A 17,046-nucleotide genomic window follows, 5' to 3' on the forward strand; every position below is an offset into this window, starting at 1 on the left:
CCACCTCGCCTACCACTTCCGCTCGTACCGGTTACGCAGCCAGATCGCGAAGGAGTTGACCGCGAGCAGGACCACCAGCATCACGATGACGCCCGCCGCCGCCAGCACGCGGAACTCGGGTTGGGGACGCCCCGCGAAGTTGAAGATCATCACGGGCAGCGCGGTGTAGGAGCCGTCGAAGAACTCCGGGTCGTACAGGACGAAGGTGCTCGCCCCGACCAGCAGCAGCGGCGCCGCCTCGCCGAGCGCGCGGGAGACCGCGAGGATGATGCCGGTGAGGATCCCCGGCAGCGCGCTCGGGAGTACATTGCGCGAGATCGTCTGCCACTGGGTGGCGCCCAGCGCCAGCGAGCCGGCCCGGACGGAGTTGGGCACCGCCCGGATCGCCTCCCGGGAGGCGATGATCACGGTCGGCAGCACCAGCAGCGTCAGCGTCAGCGAGCCGGCCGCGGCGACGAAGCCGAGGTCGAGCGGGCCGCGGACGATGAACCCGAGGCCCAGGATGCCGTAGACGATCGAGGGCACGCCCGCCAGGTTCTGGATGTTGAGCTCGATCAGGCGGTTGTACCAGCGGGAGTTGTCGGCGTACTCCTCCAGGTAGATCGCCGCCCCCACGCCGATCGGCACGACCAGCAGGATCACGCCGCCGATGATGTACAGCGTGCCCAGGATCGCCGACCGAAGGCCGGCAAGATCGGGCAGGATCGTGTTCGGGTACTCGGTGAACAGGTCCCAGCTCAGGCGGGACTCGCCCTCCTGCGCGGTCCACACCAGGAGGGAGACGAGGCCGAGCAGCGCGACGCCTATGCCCAGCAGCAGCAAGGCGAGGAAGAGCGCGTTGCTCGCCTTGGCGCCGCCGCGCGCCTGGCCGAAGACGCTCTCGGTCGCGGCCCGCGCGCCGGCCGTCGCCAGCCGGGTGCGCTCGGAGACGTGGGGTGTCTTCTCGCCGGTGGACATCACTCGTACACCTCACGGAATCGGCGGACCAGGCGGATGGCGAACATGTTCATCACCAGCGTCATCACGAACAGCAGCGTGCCGACGGCGAAGATCGTGTCGTATTCGATCGTGCCGGTGGAGGCGTCACCGGTCGCGACACCGGCGATGTAGGCGGTCATGGTCTGCATGCTGTCCAGGGGGTCCCAGGTGAGCTCCGGCTTGCCGCGTCCGGCGGCCATCACCACGACCATCGTCTCGCCGACGGCGCGCGAGGCCCCCAGCACCATGGCGGCCACGATGCCCGAGATGGCGCCCGGGACGACGACCCGGAGCGAGACCCGCATCTTGGTCGCGCCCAGGGCGTACGCCCCCTCCCGCAGGCCGGCGGGCACCGCGCGCATCGCGTCCTCGGAGACGGAGGCGACCAGCGGGACGATCAGCAGGCCGACGCCGACGCCGGCGACCGCCGCCGAGAAGTCACCCTTCCAGTCCAGGAACGGCAGCACGTCCTCCAGGAACGGCCTGAGGAAGCCGATGGCGAACAGGCCGATGGCGACGGTCGGGATGCCGGCCAGCACCTCCAGGGCGGGCTTGAGAACCTGGCGCACCCGGGGGTGGGCGTACTCGGAGAGGTAGATCGCCGAGAGCAGCCCGACCGGCACCGCGACGATCAGCGAGACGACCGTGATCGTCATCGTGCCGACGACCAGCGGCCACACTCCGAACTCTCCGCGCGTCGGTGCCCACGTGGTGCCTGTCAGGAAGTCCCCGAACGAGACCTCGCCGAAGAAGCTGAACGTGGGCTGGAGCAGCGAGAGCACGATGGCGGTGGTCACCGCTACCGACAGGGCCGCACAGAGCGCCAGAAGCGCCTTTATCGCCTTTTCACCGTATCGCGGACGCGCGGCCCCCAGCGGCCGGTGCGGGGTTCCCGCGCCGGCGCCGGGGGCCGTGGTGCCGCTGCTTTGAGCTGGCATGGATGGGTGTCCTACTCCCTGTTCGTCCCTCGTTCGCTGGGCAGAGACGCTCAGCTGCCGGCGTTGCCGGCGAGCTCGTCGATCTTGGTGTGACCCTCGTCCATCTGCTCCTGGGTCATCGCCACCATCGACGTGGCCTCGGCGATCTCCGCGGAGTTGTCGATGTAGAACCGCATGAACTCGATCACCTCGGGCCGGGCCAGCGCCTTGTCGCTCGCGTAGACGTACAGCGGGCGGCCGAGCGGGGCGTAGGAGCCGTTCTGCACGTTCTCCTCGGTCGGCGCGGTGCAGCCCTCGCCGCCGTCGACCTCCAGGGCCTTGACGCCGTCGCCGGCCTGCTGGGCGAAGGAGTAGGGCACGAACGCCATGGCGTTCTCCTCGCCCTCAACGCCCCTGATGGCGGCCTGGTCGTCCTCGCCGATGTCGGTGTAGGAGCCGATGGCGCCCTCCTCACCGTTGACCGCCTCGGTGAAGAAGTCGAAGGTTCCCGAGTCGGTGCCGGGGCCGTAGAGCGAGAGGCTCTCGCCGGCGAGGTCGCCGGCGTCCAGGCCCTGGACGTCGCCCCAGCTCCCGGCCTGGCCCTCCGGGCCCCAGATCGCCTTGAGCTGGTCGACGGTGATGCAGGTCAGCGGGTTGTCCGGGTGAACGATCACGGTGATCGCGTCGTTGGCGACCGTGATGCTGTCGAAGGCGATGTTGTTGCCCTCGCACGCCGCGACCTCGTCCTCCTCGATCTCGCGGGAGGCGTCGGACAGGTCGGTCTCGCCGTTGCAGAACCTCTCGAAGCCGCCGCCGGTGCCGGCGGTGCCCACGGAGATGCGGACGTCGGAGTTCTCAGCCATGAAAAGCTGGGCGGCGGCCTCGGACAGCGGCGCCACGGTGCTCGAGCCGTCGATCTTGATGTCGCCGGACAGGCCCTCCCCGCCGTCTCCGTTGCCTCCGCCGTTGTCGTCGTCACCGCCGCCGCAGGCAGCGAGAGCCAGGGCGGACACCGCGAGAATCGCCGCTGTCTTCGCGGACTTGGCGCGCCAGTTGCGCATGGCCGTTACTCCTCTTGAACCCCGACCGGGTCAGGCCGGTTTTAGATGACTTGAGAGCGTCGGTGAGAACGTAGGAGCGGCCAGCGAAGTGGCGGGAGCCGGAAGGTGAACAGGAGAATAGGTTCGGCGGAACCGATTGTTCACCTAGGTCTCTGTCTGGTAACACTAACCGCGTTCATCAGTTCCCCGGCGGCACGAGACGATATCCGACACCACGCACGGTTTGGATGATCTCCGGGTGGTGCGGGTCGTCGCCGAGTCGCTCCCTGAGGCGGCGAATGTGAACGGTGATGGTATTGGAACGCCGCGCCCCGTCGCCCCACAGCTCCGCACGGATCCGGTCACGGGTGATCACCTTCTCCGCGTGAAGCATCAGCAGGTGAAGCAGCTGGAACTCCCGCAGCGGCAGCCGCGCCGTCGACACGCCGTGCATCCGCACCTCGTACGTGCTCGGGTCCAGCGTCAGCGGCCCGCACACCAGCGGCTGGTCCCAGCCCCGGTTCCCCCGGTCGGCCAGGCTCAGCAACTGCGCCACCTCGCGCGGCCGGTAGGGCCGGGCCACGCAGGCGCTCGCCCCCGCCGCGAGCGCTGGCCCGACCTGGTCGGTGTCGTCAGGACCGACCCCCAGCACCACCGGGATGGACAGCCGCCGCCGCACCAGGCGCAGCACCGTCGCCCCGTCGATCACCGGCAGATCGGCCGAGACCAGCAGCACGTCCGGCTTGCGCAGCCCCGCCTCCAGCAGTGCGGTCGCGCCGTCCGCGCAGTGCACCACCGAGACCTGGTACTTCGCGAGCTGCGCCGTCAGGCCCTGGCGAATGCGCTCGTCGGCGTCGGCCAGCAGCACCACCGGGTTCGAGCCCAGCGGTATCCGCGTTTCCAGGGCGGAAGAGGGAGAGGTGGGAGAGGTGAGGGCCGAGTCCGTGGTGGGGGGCATGGTGTCGTCGTCGTCCAGGCCGTGACCGTCGTGGCCGCCGTCAGCCGAAACGGCCGGAGATGTAGTCCTCGGTGCGCTGGTCGGCGGGGCGGCTGAAGAGCTTTTCGGTGGCGTCGTACTCAACCAGGAACCCATAGCGTTCGCCCTCGCTGTCGGTGTCGGCGGTGAAGAACGCGGTCCGGTCCGAGACCCGGGCGGCCTGCTGCATGTTGTGCGTGACGATCACGATCGTGTACTCGTCCGCGAGCTTCAGCATCAGGTCCTCGACCTTGCCCGTGGCGATCGGGTCGAGCGCGGAACACGGCTCGTCCATGAGAACCACGTCCGGTCGCACGGCGATGGCACGGGCGATGCACAGGCGCTGCTGCTGGCCACCGGAGAGGGCGAGCCCGCTGCTCTTCAGCTTGTCCTTGACCTCGTCCCACAGCGCGGCCCCGGTCAGCGCCTCCTCCACGCGGTCGTCCAGCTCCGACTTGCTGAGCTTCTCGCCGCCGCCCGAGGCGTTGACGCGGGGGCCGTAGGCGACGTTGTCGTAGATCGACTTGGGGAAGGGGTTCGGCTTCTGGAAGACCATCCCGATGCGGCGGCGGGCCTCGGTGGGATCGACGTCCGACCCGTACAGGTCCTGGCCCCGGTAGGCCACCTTGCCGGTGACGCGGGCGCCCGGGACGAGGTCGTTCATCCGGTTCAGACACCGCAGCACCGTCGACTTGCCGCAGCCGGAGGGCCCGATCAGCGCGGTGATCTCGCGCTCCCGAACGGCCATCGAGACGTCCCGCACGGCGTGGTGCGTGCCGTAGCTCACGCCGAGACCGCCGAGGTCGAAGACGACCGGAGCGAGGTCGTTGGGCGCGCCTCGGCGGCGAGCCTCGATGGAGGTCGAAAGGCCAGTTGCCATGGTCCGGCTCCCTGAGGGCATGGGTGGGGTGTCCGGCAGGGACGTTCACCATGTAACGAGCCGTGGGTAGCGCGTTGCACGGCCTTCGGTGAACCCCCGATGAACAACGGTGTTCTCTCAGGTGCTATCGCCTGACCGGCATGCGGCGAGTCCGGCCGAGTCGGCAGCCATGGTCCCGCCAAGGTCTCGCCGAGTGGTCATCGCCGGTCGTCTTGTCCCTCGTGTGGGTGATCGCGGCCGGGGACCTGCCCGATTGCCGGCTGCGCCCCCTGGCGCCGTGAGAGCTGCCGGCCAGACCGCACTCCGCCCGAGGGCATGCCGGGTCCACGGACCCGCCCGGGACCTCGGTGAATGCGGCCAACTCCGGCCAATAACCAGCAGAAACGGTAGCATCGTGCCGATGGGCATCGAGGGTGAACAGCTGGTATTCGACTATCTCAGCCGGGTCGGGGACCTCGCGCACGGCACCAGCATGTCAGCCGCCGAGCGCGCGGCCCTGGTGAACCGGCTGCGGACGGAAATCGGCCAACGCCGGGCCGAGGCGGGCGGCGCGGAGAGCCGCGGCGAGGTCAGGCGCATCCTCGGCAGACTCGGCCGTCCCGAGGACGTCGTCGCCGCGGCGGCCGAGGGCCATGCCGCCCCGGCTCCGGCGGCTTCGGCGGCTCCGGCGACCAGGGCGACCCCTGCCCCGCCGCCGGGCGCCCCAGGAACCCCGGCGGCCGAGGAAGGGCCCGCCGCTCCCGTGCCCTCGCCCCGGACCTCGGCGGACCGCGAGCCCCTGACGCGGACCGGGCGCCCGGCCGAGGCCGAGGCCAGTTGGCCCGACGGGCAGATCGGCCGCTTCGTCGGCGGCCTCCTCCCCGAGGCGTTCCGCCGCGACGAGCCCGGCGGGGCCGGGGAGGAGAACGCCGAAGACCCGGACGGCGGCGGCGTACGCCTCACCAAGGGCGCCGGGGAGCTCGACGAGGACGAGGCGGCGGAGGCGGCGGAGGCCGCGGAGGCGGCCGAGGCGGCTGAGGCGGAGGCGGCCCGGGCCCCGAAGCCGGCCGCCGCGAAGCCCGCCCGTACGCCCCGCCTGCTCCCCCTCCTGCGCCGCGCCCTGTCCGGCCACCGCGTCGGCGGCCCCTTCGAGCTGCTCAGCGTCGCCCTCCTCGCCGCCGGGGGCGTGATCGGCTCCCTCTATCCCATGATCTTCGGCTGGCTCCTCGCCTACTGGTCCCCGCGCCTGAGCCGCGCCGAGGCGCAGTGGGCCACCTTCGGCATGCCCGCCCTCGTCGCCACCGCGTACGGCGCCTGGCTCGTCGGCCGCGCCAACGGCACCTGGGGCGAGCCGCTCGCCGACGGCGCCGCCGGTGACGCGCTCGGCGACCACTGGCCCTGGCTGCTGCGGACCGCCGCCCTCGCCAGCGCGGCGTTCCTCCTCTGGCGCGCCCGCCGTCCCCGCCCGGCCGGCTAGCGACGCCGGTACCCGCCGTCCTCGCCGCTGAACAGCCCCAATTGTCGACCCGGTACCGCGCTAGTACGGTGTGGGCCATGCCAGCCCTCAACGTGGAATTCACCGAACGCGAGCTCGAGGAGCTCCGGGCGCTCGCCAAGGAGCGCGGCACCACCATGAAATCCCTGGTCCACGAGGCCGCCGCCGCCGACATCGCCCGCCACCGGGCCCTGCGGGAGGGCGCCGAGGTCTTCCGGCGCTTCTTCACCGAGCACGAGGCCGAGTTCGCGCAGGCGTTCCCCGAGGACGAGCCCGCCGCCCGCGCAGCCCACGCCGCCTGACCCTCCCTCACACCACCCCCATCCCCTGTGCCTTCCGACATCTACATCGACGTGCCCTGGCTGCTCCAGCGGCACGAGGAAGTCCTGCCGGACCAGCCCACGGTCCAGGACTTCTCGGTGCTCGCCGCCGCCGTGGCCCGGCACCGCGTCGACCCGCCCCGCCTCGGCGTCAGCGCCGACGTCCCTTGGCGCGCGGCAGCGATCCTCCACACCCTCACGCTGCTGCGCCCGCTGCCCGACCGCAACGCCCGCTTCGCCTGCTCGGTGGCCGCCGCGTACATGCACGCCAACGGCGAGGTCATCGACCCGCCCTTCGGCGCCCTGGCCGACCTCGCCCGCGACCTGATATCCGGCAAGACCGACGTCTTCGGCGCCGCCGACCGGTTCCGTTCATGGCGGCTCTGACACAGGCCCGCGCCGCCCTGCGCGCGGCGGGCCTCGACGGGGACATCGCCGCCGTCACCACCCTCACCAGCGGCTTCACCCCGAACCACGTCTGGCTCGTGACCTGGGCCGACGGCACCCGCCGCGTCGTGAAGCACTCCACCGCCGCCCCCGCCGGGCTCTACGCCGCAGAGGCCGAGGGCCTGCGCGCCCTGGCCGAACGGGGCGGCGCCGTCGCCCCGGCCGTCCACCACGCCGACGACCACCTCCTTCTCCTCGACGCCCTCACCCCGCTGAACGCCGAGGACCCGCCGCCCGCCTTCTGGGAGGATCTGGGCCGCGCGGTGGCCAGGCTCCACGCCACCCCCGCCCCCGGCGCCCGCCACGGCTGGCACGCCGACGGCTGGCTCGGCCACCTCCCGCAGCACAACCCCTGGACCGACGACGGTTACGACTTCTTCGCCACCCACCGCATCCTGCGCTACCTCCCCGAGCCGCGCGCCCAGCAGGCCCTGACCCCCGCCGACCGCGCCGCCGTCGAACGCCTCTGCGCCCGCCTCCCCGACTTCGTCCCGCCCACCCCGCCCGCCCTCACCCACGGCGACCTGTGGCACGCCAACATCGTGACGACGGCCGACGGCACCCCGGCGTTCATCGACCCGGCCGTCTCGTTCACCTGGCCCGACGCCGACCTCAGCATGTTCCACGCCTCGGCCGCCACCCCGGGCCAGTCCGACCGCTTCTTCGCCGCCTACGCCGAGCTGCGCCCGCTGGGCGAGGGCTGGCGCGAGCGGATGGAGGTGCTGCACCTGCGGGAGCTGCTGAGCACCCTCGCCCACGCGGGTGACCGTTGGGGCGCCCTGGATCACGTACGCCGCATCACGGTCCGCTACGCCTGAGCCCCCGCGTCCGCGCCGGCGTCGGCGTCGGTTCCAGCAGCAGGCGATCCCCGGTGTCCTCCCTGCGCGGCCCTGTCCGCGAGGTTCTCGGGCTCCCAGCGCAGCAGGTCTCCCGGCTGGCACTCGAGCACTTCGCAGAGCGTGGCGAGCGTGGTGAAGCGCACCGCCTTGGCCCGGCCGTTCTTGAGCACTGCCAGGTTGGCGGGTGTGATCCCCACGCGGTACGCGAGCTCGCCCACGGACATCTTCCGCTTGGCCAGCATCACGTCGATGTCGACGACGATCGGCATCAGATCACCTCAGCCAGCTCGGCCCGCATCCGCGATGCCTCGACGTCGCGCGCGACGGCCTGAGCGAGCAGCATCCGGAGCACGAGCACGATGAGCGCGACCCCCAGGACCGCCAGGCCGGTCCCGCCCAGCAGGAGCACGATGCCGGGAGCCACGGCCTCGCCCGGCGCCAGTATCACGCCGAGCGCGAACACCAGGAGCGCGGCCGCGACGAACGCGCCGGTCACGATGTGCACGTAGCGGAAGGCAGCCTGGGAGAACACGGTTCCGCGCCGCACCATCGAGACCAGCCGCCAGACGCAGACGAGGACGACCTGAGCGGTCACCATGCCCAGGACCACGATCACGAGGATGGGGGCGCTCCGGTCCGTGAGGACGCTCTCCTCCAGGTCGGCGGCCAGCAGCGCCACCAGCACTGTCTGGACGAGTACCGATCCGGCGAGCAGCGCCACGAGCACGAGGCGCAGCGCAAGCACTGTGAGCCTTCCCATCGCCACTCCCTCGATCGAACAACGGCAAAAATCTATCGACAATCGATAGATATGGCAAGGGTGGGGTGACCGTGACCCGCTACGCCTGAACCCCCGCGTCCGCGCTCGGGGCGCGGCGCAGCCGGGCGTGCGCGAATCGTCCGCCCTCGAACGCCAGCCATACGCCGTCGAGGTGCCCGAACGGCGTTCCCCACGTGGCGAGTCCCCGGCCGTCCGCGATCAGCTCGGCGTAGCGGACGTACGGCTGCGGCCAGGCCCACTGGTCGTGGTGCCCGACTTCGCCCGGCACGTACCCGGACGGCATGTCGAGGGCGTCGTCGACGGTCAGCCCATGGCGATGGCCGTCTCGATCGCGCGCGGCGACGCGCTGGTGTCGACGGTCGCGAACGGCCCCGACGCCGCGCCGACGGCGCGCGCGAGCGCGACGCCCTGTGCGGACAGGTGCGAGCCGCGGCCGAGCGCCGCACCCTTCTTCGTCGGGGCGTGGCGCCGGACCTCCAGCCAGCGCAGGCGCATCCCGCTGACCGCTACGACTGGGCCGCGCCCTGGCCGAGCCGCCGTGCCAGCTCCGCCGGGGCCTCGTCGAAGGGGACCTGCGTCTGCTCGCCGCTGTCCATGTCGCGGATGGTGACCGTGCCCGCCTCGCGCTCCGTCGCGCCGTAGATCACGCAGAAGCGGGCGCCGGCGTCGCCGGCCCAGCGCATCTGCTTGGCGAACTTGCCGCTCGACCCGAGGTAGACGCCCGTGCGCACGCCCGCGCGGCGGATCGCGGCGGCCAGGCGGAAGCTGTCGGCGGCCAGGTCCTCGGCCATGACCGTGACGGCCACGTCGACCTGGGCGTAGTCGGCGGCGTTCTCCGCCTGCTGCTGCTCCAGCAGCAGCAGGATCCGCTCGATGCCGAGCGAGCCGCCGCAGGCCGGGGCGTCCTTGCCGCCGAGGCGGGCGATGAGGTGGTCGTAGCGGCCGCCGGAGGCGATCGAGCCGGGCATGCCGGGGGCGACGACCTCGAAGATCACGCCCGTGTAGTAGTCGAGGCCGCGCACGAGGTTGGGGGCGAAGCCGATGCGCTCGGTCGGGATCGTGCCCTCGGTGAGGCGCAGGAGCTGGTCGACCTCGGCCAGGCCCGCCTGCCCCGTCTCGCTCGCCTTCAGCTCGTCGCGCACGCGCTCGACCGCGTCGGCCGAGGTCAGGTCGTCGACCAGGCCGCGCGCCGCCTCCGCCGGCAGGCCGCGGCCGGTCACCAGCTCCTCGACGACGGCGTCGGGGGCGAGCTTGTCCAGCTTGTCGAGCGTGATCAGCACCCCGGGGCCGAGGTCCTCGGGCACGGCGTACGCCTCCAGCAGGCCGAACAGCGCCTGGCGGGAGTTGATCAGGAAGCGGAACTCGGTGACGCCGAGCGCGTCGAGCGCGTCGTGGAGGGCGAGGACGACCTCGGCGTCGGCGATGGGGGAGGAGGAGCCGACGATGTCCAGGTCGCACTGGACGAACTCGCGGAAACGGCCGCGCCCGGGGCGGTCGGCGCGCCAGACGGGGGCGATGGTGTAGCGCTTGTAGGGGGAGGGGAGCTGGCTGCCGTACGCCGCCGCGACGCGGGCGAGCGGGACGGTCAGGTCGTAGCGGAGGGCGAGGTCGGCCTCGCCGGTGGCCTCGTGCTCGCCGCGCCGCAGGATCTTGAAGATGAGCTTGTCGCCCTCGTCGCCGTACTTCCCGGTCAGCACCTCGAGCCGCTCGAAGGCGGGGGTCTGGAGGGGCTGGAAGCCGTACCGGGAGAAGACGGTGCGGAGCGTGGCGAAGGCGCGCTCGCGCTTCTCGTACTCGGCGGCGAGGAAATCACGGGTCCCGGAGGCGGGCTCGAACTGCTTCTGCGAGGCCATGGTGGTCATGGTCCCCGAAGCCGGTGGCTCAGGGCAAAGCAGATCCGCGCGGGGGCAGGGTCGGCGGGCCGTTGTCAGACCCGGCTGGTACCAATGAGTCACGGATTGATAACGGAGACGCAACCGGACAGCGCGCTGACGGGTCTCCACAGTGACGGGCTCAGCGATGCGTGGACGCGCAGGACGCGCAGGACGCGCAAGACGCGCAAGGGGAGGACCGAGACATGAGGGTCGGCAGTGTGGCCAGGGGCGTGGCGAGGGGCGCGGTCGTGGGCGTGGTGGCGACGGCGACGGCGGTCGCCCTGCCGGCGGCCACGGCGAGCGCCTGGCCGTCGCAGGAGTGGGAGGTGGTCTCGGCGGGCGAGCTGGGCACCTCGGCATACCTGGGCGCGGTCTCGGCGGCCGGGCCGACCGCCGCCTGGGCCGCCGGGTACCAGGTGATCGACGCCCAGCCGCGCGGCGTGCTGATGCGCTGGGACGGCTGGCAGTGGCGGCCGGACGACGCGCCGGGCCTGCCGGAGGTCATCTACTGGCTGGATGTCAGCGCCGTGTCGCCGCACGACGTGTGGGCCTACGGGAGGGTCCGCGGCGAGGAGTATGTGATGGCGCACTTCGACGGGTGGCGGTGGGAGACCGCGGAGATGCCCGAGGAGCCGGACGGCGGGAGCTACGGCGTCACCGATGTCGAGGCCGTGCACGGCCGCACCTGGCTGTCCGGGGACGAGGCGATCAGCACCTACGCCGACGGCGAGTGGGAGACCCTCGACCTGGGCTCCGGGGTGAACATCGTGGACCTCGACGCCCGCACCGCGCGCGACGCCTGGGCCGTGGGCCCGTACTGGCCCACCGGGCAGGCGCAGGAGCGGCGGCCGATGGTGCTGCACTGGGACGGCGGCGACTGGAGCGAGATACCGCTGGACCGGCCCGAGCTGCGGCCCGAGCACGTGTACGCCGAATCGCGCGACAGCGTGTACGTCGTCGCCCGGTCGTACGAGTCCGGCGAGTCCGGCGACCCCAACCACGCCGTGGTCCTGCACTGGGACGGCCACGGCTGGGAGGAGATACGCCTGCCGCTGTCGGGGATGTACGTGGACGCGATCAGCGGCGACGGCCACGGCACGGTGTGGCTCGGCGGCGACCCCGCGGGCTGGGAGGGACCGCCGGTGTTCTGGCGCTACGACGCCAGGGAGGAGAGCTGGACGGAGGTGACGGGCGAGACGGTGCCCGGCCACACCCAGGCGCACCGGGTCACCGACCTGGCACCGATAGGGCTGACCGGCGGCTACTGGGCCGTCGGCAGCTACAGCCTGATCACCGAGCCCGGACGGTCTCAGGAGCGCGAGCTCATCCACCACGCCTGGCGCTGAGCGGTCGGCGCGTGACGCGGCCTGGCCCGGCGACCCCCCCTCTCAGCCGCCGAGCACCTGCCGCGCGTCTTCGACCGCTTCTACCGCGCCGACCCCTCCCGCAGCCGCACCACGGGTGGCAGCGGCCTGCGCCCGGCCACACCAAGCACCTGGTGGAGGCGCACGGCGGCACGGTCGAGGCGGCCAGCACCCCGGGCCGGGGCTCGGTCTTCACGATCCGGCTGCCCGGACCGTGACCGTGACCGTGACCGTGACCGTGATCGTGACTAGTGGGCCAGGTGCTCGGCGAGCTCGTCGAGGATCTGGTTGGCCGCCGTGTAGCCGATGCCGAGGAACCACAGGTCGTCGTCGACGCGGAACGCCTGGTCGTTCTGGACGGCGGTCAGGGTGTCCCACAGCGGGCCGCCGACGGCCGCGTCCTCGCCGGAGCCCTCGGTGGAGCCGTAGGAGGAGTAGAAGATGACGTCGGCGTCGGCCTGGTCGACCTGCTCCGGGCTGATCTCGACGGCGAAGCCGTCCTCCGCCTCCGACAGGATCGCCGGGCGGCCCACGCCCACATCCTCCAGCACCGTGCCGATGAAGCTCTCCGGCCCGTAGAGGCGGGCGTCGGCGCCGTCGATGAAGCGCAGGATGCTCACCTCCAGGCCGGCCGCCGCCTCCGGGCCGCCGATGGTGTCGACGACCTCGGCCACGTGGTCCTCGTAGTCGGCGATGACCCGCTGCGCCTCGTCGGCCTTGTCGAGGGCGTCGGCGAACATCAGGAAGTTCTCCTTCCAGGTGGCGCCCGTGTCCTCGGCGAAGACGGTGGGTGCGATCTGCGACAGCTCGTCGTAGCGCTCCTCGTCGCGGACGTTGCTGCCGATGATGACGTCCGGGTCGAGGTCGTTGATGGTCTCCAGGTTGGGCTGGGTGATGGCACCGACGTCGGTGATGCCCTCCTGCTGCTTCGCCGGGAAGTAGCCGAGGAAGTCGTTCTCCTCGATGGCGTGGACCGAGCCGACCGGGGTGATGCCGAGGGTGAGCGCCGTGTCCAGCTCGCCGGTGTCGAGGACGACGACGCGCTCGGGGTCGCGCGGCACCTCCACCGGGCCGTTGGCCGTCTCGACCGTGTGGGTCTCGGCCGAGCCCTCGCCGTCCTGAGAGCCTCCCGAGTCGCCGTCGTCGCTGCCGCAGGCGGTGAGCGCGAGCGCGAACGCGACGGACGCCGCGAGAGCTGAGGCGTAACGGGCTGAGCGGGCTGAGCGGTTCATGTGACGGGTGCCTTTCTGGTTCTCATGGGGACGGGTGCGCCGGGGACGACGAGCGGCGAACCGGTGACCGGGTCGGGGACGATGACGGCCTCGAGGCCGAAGACCTCGCGCACCAGCTCCGCCGTGACCACCTCGTCGGGCGGCCCCTGCGCCGCGATCCTCCCGTTCTTCATCGCCACCAGGTGGTCGGCGTAACGGGCGGCCTGGTTCAGGTCGTGGAGGACGACGACGACCGTTCGGCTCTCGTCGTCCGTGACCAGGCGCCGCACCAGGTTCAGGACCTCCACCTGGTGGGCGATGTCGAGAAACGTCGTCGGCTCGTCCAGCAGCAGCAGATCCGTCTCCTGCGCCAGCGCCATCGCCAGCCACACGCGCTGCCGCTGCCCGCCCGACAGCGCGTCCACGGGCCGGTCGGCCAGGTCCGCCACGTCCGTGCGGGCCATCGCCTCCGCCACCGCCCGCTCGTCCTCGCCCGACCACTGCTGCCACCACCGCTGGTGCGGCTGCCGCCCGCGCGCCACGAGGTCGGCGACGGTGATCGCCTCCGGCACCGCCGGGGACTGCGGCAGCAGCCCCAGCGTCTGCGCGATCCGGCGGGTCGGGACGCGGGCCAGCTCCTGCCCGTCCAGCAGCACGGCGCCGCGCCGGGGCCTGAGCAGCCGCCCGAGGGCGCGCAGCGTCGTGGACTTGCCGCAGGCGTTGGGGCCGACGACGACCGTGACCTGCCCGTCCGGGATGTCCAGGTCGAGGCCCTCGACGACCGCCCGCCCGTCGTCGTACCCCAGCGTCAGCTCGCGGGCGCTCAGCCTGTGCGTCACCCCGGGCGTCACCCCGGGTGCCACCCCAGGCGTCACCTTGCGCGTCACCTTGGGCCTCCCGTGCGGTTGTTGACGATGAGCCAGAGGAGGTACGGCGCCCCGACCGCCGCCGTGACGACACCCACCGGCAGCTCGGTCGGCGCGAACACCAGCCGCGCCAGCACGTCGGCCAGCACGGTGATGAACGCCCCCGCCAGCGCCGAGCACACCAGCGGGATCTGGGCGGTGAGGGTCAGGCGGCGCACGATCTGCGGGGCCAGCAGCGCCACGAAGTCCACCGGGCCGCCCGCGCTCGTGGCCACGGCCGCGAGCAGCACGCCGAGCGTGGCCAGGCCGAGGCGGGTGCGGCCCAGGCGTACGCCGAGCGCGGTGGCGGTGTCGTCGTCGAGCACGACGCCCCGCTGGGCCCGCGCCGCCCACACGACGGCGGGCAGGAGGAGCAGCAGGGCCCAGGCCAGGGGCTCGGCCTCCTCGTAGCCGCGCCCGTTGAAGGAGCCCGTCATCCAGACCAGGGCCTGCTGGGCCTGCTGGTAGTCGCCCTTGGTGAGGAAGAGCTGGGTGACGGAGCGCAGCGCGATGGCGAAGCCGATGCCGATGAGGACGAAGCGCGCGGCGTGCAGGCCGCGGCGCCAGGCGAAGGCGTACACCAGCCCGGCGGCGGCCAGGCCGCCCGCGACGGAGAGGTAGGGGAGGGCGTCGGCGGAGCCGACTCCGTACATCAGCGCCCAGACGGTCACGGCGGCGGCGCCGTGGGTGACGCCGATGACGTCGGGGCTGGCGAGGGGGTTGCGCGCCACGGTCTGGATGAGGGCGCCGGCGAGGCCGAGGGCGGCGCCGACGAGGAGGCCGACGGTGAGGCGGGGGAGGCGGAGCGTGCCGACGACGAACTCCTCGTCGGAGTCGAGGCCGAAGACGACGCGCAGGGCGTCGCCCGGTGCGACGGTGGACTCGCCGAGGCAGAGACTTGCGAGGCAGGCGGCGGCCAACGCCGCGAGCAGGCAGGCCGCGACGGCGGCGGCGCGCCGGTGGACGAGGAACGACGCCCGCACGCGCGCGGGCCGCCGCACGACGGCGTAGCCGGTGGGCCGGGCGCCCCCGGGGGCACCACCCCCCTTCACCCGACCCCGCGTGGCGTCCCGGGCGGGCGGGTGGGAGGACGGGTGGGAAGGGCGGGAGGAAACGCTCACGACGCCACCCCCGACCGCCGCACCAGGGCCACCAGGAACGGCACGCCCACCAGCGCGGTCATGACGCCCGCCGGCACCTCCGACGGAGGAAAGACCAGGCGGCCCACCGTGTCGGAGACGAGCAGCACCACCGGCCCCAGCAGCGCGCACATCGGCAGCAGCCACCGGTGCCCGCCCCCCACCAGCGCCCGCGCCAGGTGCGGCACCGCGAGCCCGACGAACGCGATCGGCCCGGCGGCGGCCACGCCGGCGCCGGTCAGCACCGTCGCGCCGAGGCCACCGACGATCCTGACCGCCGCCACGTTCTGGCCCAGGCCCCTCGCCACGTCCTCGCCCAGCGCCAGCGCGTCGAGGCCGCGCGCCACCGACACCACCAGCACCACACCCACCAGGAGGAACGGCCAGATGCGGCCCGCGATCTCCGCGTCCCGGCCCGACAGCGAACCGATCTGCCAGAAGCGGTACTCGTCCAGCGTCGCCGCCCGCGTCGTCAGCACGGCCACGGTGACCGAGGCCAGCAGCGCGTTGATCGCGGCGCCCGCCAGCGCCAGCTTCACCGGCGTCGCCCCGCCCCGGCCGCGGGCGGCGATGGCGTACACGGCGACGGCCGCCGCGCCCGCGCCCGCGAAGGCGAACCACACGTACCCGGCGAGCGTGTGCACCCCGGCGTAGGCGATCGCGAGGACGACGGCCACCGAGGCGCCCTGGCTGATGCCCAGAATGCCGGGCTCGGCGATCGGGTTGCGGGTCAGCCCCTGCATCACCGCCCCGGCCATGCCCAGCCCCGCGCCGACCATCAGCCCGACGAGGGTGCGCGGCAGCCGCAGCTCCCGCACCACCCGGGCGGCGGGGTCGTCGCCGCCGTGCAGCAGCGCGTCCCACACCTCGCCAACGCCCAGCGAGCGGCTGCCGAACGCCAGGCTGACCAGCACCGCCAGGCACACGCCGCCCGCCCCGGCCGCGAGCCAGCCCAGCCGCCGCCGGGTGTGGGCGGCGACGGGAACGGCGGTGTGCATAGGGGCCAGTCCTCGCGGTCAGCTCAGGTCAGCTCAGGTCGGGGCAGCTCAGGTCAGTTCAGGTCAAGTTAGGTAAGGCGGGCCTAAGTCTACGATGCGCCGGCGGGCACAATAGTTCGCATGTCCCAGGCTCCGCCCCCTTCCCCGTCCCGCCCCCGGCCGACCGTCGGCTTCGACCTCGACATGACGCTCATCGACTCCCGGCCCGGCATCAAAGCCACCTACGAGGCGCTGTCCGCCGAGACCGGCGTCTTCATCGACGCCGACCTGGCCATCACCCGGCTGGGCCCGCCGCTGGCGGAGGAACTGGTGCACTGGTTCCCGGCCGAGCGGCTGGACGAGGCCGGCGACCGCTACCGCGCGCTGTACGTGGAGCACGCCATCGCGACCACGCCGGCCATGCCCGGCGCGCGCGACGCCATCGCCGCCGTCCACGCCCACGGCGGCCGTGCCATCGTCGTCACCGCCAAGCACGAGCCCAACGCCAAGCTCCACGTGGCCCACCTCGGGCTGGAGCCGGACGCCGTGATCGGCGGCCTGTGGGCCGAGGGCAAGGCGGCGGCGCTGCGCGAGCACGGGGCGGCGGTGTACGTGGGCGACCACGTCGGCGACGTGCGCGGCGCGGCGGCGGCCGGGGCGGTGTCGGTGACGGTGGCGACCGGGCCCTGCCCGGCCGCCGAACTGCGCGAGGCCGGGGCGGACGTGGTGCTGCCCGCGCTCACGGCCTTCCCGGCGTGGCTGGAGACGTACGTGACGGGCCGGCCCGCCGCGTGAGCGCGCGGCGTTGCCGCGCCACGGAACACGGCAGCCCCGCCGCGGCGAGGGCGAAGCCGACCGCCATCGGCATGCTGTCGCTCATACCTTCCTGCTCATGGCCGGAATGAGTCTGCCGACGGCCGTCCC

At 72.8% G+C, this 17,046-nt stretch carries 20 protein-coding genes and 1 pseudogene; 7 read left to right on the forward strand and 14 right to left on the reverse strand.

The genetic code is table 11. The features are described 5' to 3' along the window. Positions 1 to 9: 9 nt before the first annotated feature. The 5 genes from pstA to pstB form a co-directional block, all read right to left on the reverse strand. Positions 10 to 957, reverse strand: a complete 948-nt coding sequence (pstA, locus tag ACTWQH_RS17400) for a phosphate ABC transporter permease PstA (RefSeq protein WP_443287493.1) — start codon at positions 955 to 957, stop codon at positions 10 to 12. Then, positions 957 to 1,775 carry a phosphate ABC transporter permease subunit PstC gene (gene pstC, locus ACTWQH_RS17405; RefSeq protein WP_443287494.1) on the reverse strand — a complete coding sequence of 273 codons (819 nt, stop codon included), beginning with the start codon at positions 1,773 to 1,775 and terminating at the stop codon, positions 957 to 959. Before pstC ends, pstA begins: the two co-directional genes overlap by 1 nt. Positions 1,776 to 1,966: 191 nt before the next feature. Beyond that, entirely contained in the window at positions 1,967 to 2,956 is a 990-nt protein-coding gene (locus ACTWQH_RS17410) for a PstS family phosphate ABC transporter substrate-binding protein (protein WP_443287495.1), read from the reverse strand. Between the two features lie 178 nt (positions 2,957 to 3,134). Beyond that, positions 3,135 to 3,893 carry a response regulator transcription factor gene (locus ACTWQH_RS17415; RefSeq protein ID WP_443287496.1) on the reverse strand — a complete coding sequence of 253 codons (759 nt, stop codon included), beginning with the start codon at positions 3,891 to 3,893 and terminating at the stop codon, positions 3,135 to 3,137. 40 nt (positions 3,894 to 3,933) lie between these two features. After that, entirely contained in the window at positions 3,934 to 4,791 is an 858-nt protein-coding gene (pstB, locus tag ACTWQH_RS17420; RefSeq protein WP_443287497.1) for a phosphate ABC transporter ATP-binding protein PstB, read from the reverse strand. 400 nt (positions 4,792 to 5,191) lie between these two features. Between pstB and ACTWQH_RS17425 the strand changes: the two genes are divergently transcribed. From ACTWQH_RS17425 to ACTWQH_RS17440, 4 genes are all read left to right on the forward strand, one after another. Next, positions 5,192 to 6,247 (forward strand): hypothetical protein, encoded by a 1,056-nt coding sequence (locus tag ACTWQH_RS17425; RefSeq protein ID WP_443287498.1) that lies wholly within the window; start codon positions 5,192 to 5,194, stop codon positions 6,245 to 6,247. Between the two features lie 77 nt (positions 6,248 to 6,324). Then, positions 6,325 to 6,567, forward strand: a complete 243-nt coding sequence (locus ACTWQH_RS17430; protein ID WP_443287499.1) for a hypothetical protein — start codon at positions 6,325 to 6,327, stop codon at positions 6,565 to 6,567. 27 nt (positions 6,568 to 6,594) lie between these two features. After that, positions 6,595 to 6,972, forward strand: coding sequence for a toxin Doc (locus tag ACTWQH_RS17435; RefSeq protein ID WP_443287500.1), 378 nt, complete (start codon positions 6,595 to 6,597; stop codon positions 6,970 to 6,972). Then, the gene (locus tag ACTWQH_RS17440; protein ID WP_443287502.1) at positions 6,960 to 7,850 is read left to right on the forward strand and encodes a fructosamine kinase family protein; all 891 of its coding nucleotides are present in this window, start codon (positions 6,960 to 6,962) and stop codon (positions 7,848 to 7,850) included. The genes ACTWQH_RS17435 and ACTWQH_RS17440 overlap by 13 nt, the downstream gene beginning before the upstream one ends. Here the strand turns inward: ACTWQH_RS17440 and ACTWQH_RS17445 are convergent. From ACTWQH_RS17445 to hisS, 5 genes are all read right to left on the reverse strand, one after another. Continuing rightward, positions 7,841 to 8,140: a helix-turn-helix domain-containing protein gene (locus ACTWQH_RS17445; protein ID WP_443287503.1), complete on the reverse strand. Its 300-nt coding sequence runs from the start codon at positions 8,138 to 8,140 to the stop codon at positions 7,841 to 7,843. The genes ACTWQH_RS17440 and ACTWQH_RS17445 overlap by 10 nt on opposite strands. Continuing rightward, complete coding sequence (locus tag ACTWQH_RS17450; protein ID WP_443287505.1) at positions 8,140 to 8,631, reverse strand: DUF2975 domain-containing protein; 492 nt, start codon at positions 8,629 to 8,631, stop codon at positions 8,140 to 8,142. Before ACTWQH_RS17450 ends, ACTWQH_RS17445 begins: the two co-directional genes overlap by 1 nt. Positions 8,632 to 8,710: 79 nt before the next feature. Further along, on the reverse strand, positions 8,711 to 8,935 hold the full coding sequence (locus ACTWQH_RS17455; RefSeq protein ID WP_443287506.1) for a hypothetical protein: 225 nt from the start codon (positions 8,933 to 8,935) through the stop codon (positions 8,711 to 8,713). A 20-nt stretch (positions 8,936 to 8,955) separates the two neighbouring features. Beyond that, positions 8,956 to 9,147, reverse strand: a complete 192-nt coding sequence (locus ACTWQH_RS17460; protein ID WP_443287507.1) for a hypothetical protein — start codon at positions 9,145 to 9,147, stop codon at positions 8,956 to 8,958. Positions 9,148 to 9,158: 11 nt separating this feature from the next. Further along, entirely contained in the window at positions 9,159 to 10,505 is a 1,347-nt protein-coding gene (gene hisS, locus ACTWQH_RS17465; protein WP_443287508.1) for a histidine--tRNA ligase, read from the reverse strand. A 224-nt stretch (positions 10,506 to 10,729) separates the two neighbouring features. On the opposite strand from hisS, the gene ACTWQH_RS17470 reads away from it, so the two are divergent. Continuing rightward, the gene (locus ACTWQH_RS17470) at positions 10,730 to 11,872 is read left to right on the forward strand and encodes a hypothetical protein (protein ID WP_443287509.1); all 1,143 of its coding nucleotides are present in this window, start codon (positions 10,730 to 10,732) and stop codon (positions 11,870 to 11,872) included. 45 nt (positions 11,873 to 11,917) lie between these two features. After that, positions 11,918 to 12,108, forward strand: a pseudogene (locus ACTWQH_RS17475) (ATP-binding protein); the annotation flags it as partial. A gap of 30 nt (positions 12,109 to 12,138) precedes the next feature. Here ACTWQH_RS17475 and ACTWQH_RS17480 read toward each other — a convergent pair. From ACTWQH_RS17480 to ACTWQH_RS17495, 4 genes are all read right to left on the reverse strand, one after another. Beyond that, on the reverse strand, positions 12,139 to 13,122 hold the full coding sequence (locus ACTWQH_RS17480; RefSeq protein ID WP_443287510.1) for an ABC transporter substrate-binding protein: 984 nt from the start codon (positions 13,120 to 13,122) through the stop codon (positions 12,139 to 12,141). After that, positions 13,119 to 13,940 (reverse strand): ABC transporter ATP-binding protein, encoded by an 822-nt coding sequence (locus ACTWQH_RS17485; protein ID WP_443287511.1) that lies wholly within the window; start codon positions 13,938 to 13,940, stop codon positions 13,119 to 13,121. The genes ACTWQH_RS17480 and ACTWQH_RS17485 overlap by 4 nt, the downstream gene beginning before the upstream one ends. Positions 13,941 to 13,984: 44 nt before the next feature. Next, the gene (locus tag ACTWQH_RS17490; RefSeq protein ID WP_443287512.1) at positions 13,985 to 15,058 is read right to left on the reverse strand and encodes a FecCD family ABC transporter permease; all 1,074 of its coding nucleotides are present in this window, start codon (positions 15,056 to 15,058) and stop codon (positions 13,985 to 13,987) included. Between the two features lie 65 nt (positions 15,059 to 15,123). Further along, positions 15,124 to 16,143, reverse strand: a complete 1,020-nt coding sequence (locus tag ACTWQH_RS17495; RefSeq protein WP_443287513.1) for a FecCD family ABC transporter permease — start codon at positions 16,141 to 16,143, stop codon at positions 15,124 to 15,126. Positions 16,144 to 16,263: 120 nt separating this feature from the next. Here ACTWQH_RS17495 and ACTWQH_RS17500 point away from each other — a divergent pair, with 120 nt between their 5' ends. Beyond that, the gene (locus ACTWQH_RS17500) at positions 16,264 to 16,917 is read left to right on the forward strand and encodes an HAD family hydrolase (protein ID WP_443287514.1); all 654 of its coding nucleotides are present in this window, start codon (positions 16,264 to 16,266) and stop codon (positions 16,915 to 16,917) included. Positions 16,918 to 17,046 lie beyond the last annotated feature (129 nt).

Origin of the sequence: Streptomyces sp. 6N223 (assembly GCF_052246635.1) — a bacterium.
Taxonomy (GTDB): Bacteria; Actinomycetota; Actinomycetes; order Streptomycetales; family Streptomycetaceae; genus Streptomyces.

Excerpts from the sequence above, each read along its gene's own strand:
- ACTWQH_RS17480 (WP_443287510.1), bottom strand. The coding sequence starts at position 13,122 with ATGAACCGCTCAGCCCGCTCAGCCCGTTACGCCTCAGCTCTCGCGGCG.
- ACTWQH_RS17425 (WP_443287498.1), top strand. The coding sequence starts at position 5,192 with ATGGGCATCGAGGGTGAACAGCTGGTATTCGACTATCTCAGCCGGGTC.
- ACTWQH_RS17430 (WP_443287499.1), top strand. The coding sequence starts at position 6,325 with ATGCCAGCCCTCAACGTGGAATTCACCGAACGCGAGCTCGAGGAGCTC.
- ACTWQH_RS17470 (WP_443287509.1), top strand. The coding sequence starts at position 10,730 with ATGAGGGTCGGCAGTGTGGCCAGGGGCGTGGCGAGGGGCGCGGTCGTG.
- ACTWQH_RS17460 (WP_443287507.1), bottom strand. The coding sequence starts at position 9,147 with ATGCGCCTGCGCTGGCTGGAGGTCCGGCGCCACGCCCCGACGAAGAAG.
- ACTWQH_RS17415 (WP_443287496.1), bottom strand. The coding sequence starts at position 3,893 with ATGCCCCCCACCACGGACTCGGCCCTCACCTCTCCCACCTCTCCCTCT.
- ACTWQH_RS17410 (WP_443287495.1), bottom strand. The coding sequence starts at position 2,956 with ATGCGCAACTGGCGCGCCAAGTCCGCGAAGACAGCGGCGATTCTCGCG.
- hisS (WP_443287508.1), bottom strand. The coding sequence starts at position 10,505 with ATGGCCTCGCAGAAGCAGTTCGAGCCCGCCTCCGGGACCCGTGATTTC.
- ACTWQH_RS17500 (WP_443287514.1), top strand. The coding sequence starts at position 16,264 with ATGTCCCAGGCTCCGCCCCCTTCCCCGTCCCGCCCCCGGCCGACCGTC.
- pstB (WP_443287497.1), bottom strand. The coding sequence starts at position 4,791 with ATGGCAACTGGCCTTTCGACCTCCATCGAGGCTCGCCGCCGAGGCGCG.
- pstA (WP_443287493.1), bottom strand. The coding sequence starts at position 957 with ATGTCCACCGGCGAGAAGACACCCCACGTCTCCGAGCGCACCCGGCTG.
- ACTWQH_RS17455 (WP_443287506.1), bottom strand. The coding sequence starts at position 8,935 with ATGCCGTCCGGGTACGTGCCGGGCGAAGTCGGGCACCACGACCAGTGG.
- ACTWQH_RS17495 (WP_443287513.1), bottom strand. The coding sequence starts at position 16,143 with ATGCACACCGCCGTTCCCGTCGCCGCCCACACCCGGCGGCGGCTGGGC.
- ACTWQH_RS17450 (WP_443287505.1), bottom strand. The coding sequence starts at position 8,631 with ATGGGAAGGCTCACAGTGCTTGCGCTGCGCCTCGTGCTCGTGGCGCTG.
- ACTWQH_RS17440 (WP_443287502.1), top strand. The coding sequence starts at position 6,960 with ATGGCGGCTCTGACACAGGCCCGCGCCGCCCTGCGCGCGGCGGGCCTC.
- ACTWQH_RS17445 (WP_443287503.1), bottom strand. The coding sequence starts at position 8,140 with ATGCCGATCGTCGTCGACATCGACGTGATGCTGGCCAAGCGGAAGATG.